1 protein-coding gene is annotated in these 542 nt (G+C 47.4%); it reads right to left on the reverse strand.

What is annotated here, in order from left to right; translation table 11 throughout:
- Positions 1-261: 261 nt before the first annotated feature.
- The coding region (locus J5224_RS34710; RefSeq protein ID WP_264629353.1) for a hypothetical protein at positions 262-542 on the reverse strand (281 nt) is incomplete at its 5' end.

Here is a 542-nt window from a genome sequence, read left to right on the forward strand (position 1 = left end):
GCTCTTTAAATTCCATAAAGGTATGCCGCAAGATTGAACAATCTATGTTGTCAGGGGAGTCTATTCATAATGATTAATCATGAGTGATTATTTTATATTCGCTTTATTTATGATGGCTTTTTGTGATCGATATCAAAAAACGATTCTTTATATTTTTGCTTAGCGTGCAATGCTTTATTTCGGGTTGGGGTTTACATCTACCAACCCGATAATAAGGAAAGCATTATTCCATTAGGTGTGCCAGAGATACCCGAAACTCGATCAGCCTTCCGCCAACCGACGATAACGTTCAAAGCGATCTTTGGCATCCTGCTCGGTTTGCTCAAACAGGCTGTCGGCCACTGCCGGATGCTGGCGTTTGAGCGAGGCGTAGCGCACTTCGCCCATCAGAAAGTCTTGAAAATCCTCTTCCGGCTCGTCCGAATCGAGCACAAACGGGTTTTTGCCTTTATCCTGGCGCAGCGGATCGAAGCGATACAGGTGCCAGTAACCGGCGTCCACCGCGCGTTTTGCCTCGCGCTGGCTGCATCCCATGCCTGCGC

Source organism: Candidatus Symbiopectobacterium sp. NZEC135 (assembly GCF_025962695.1).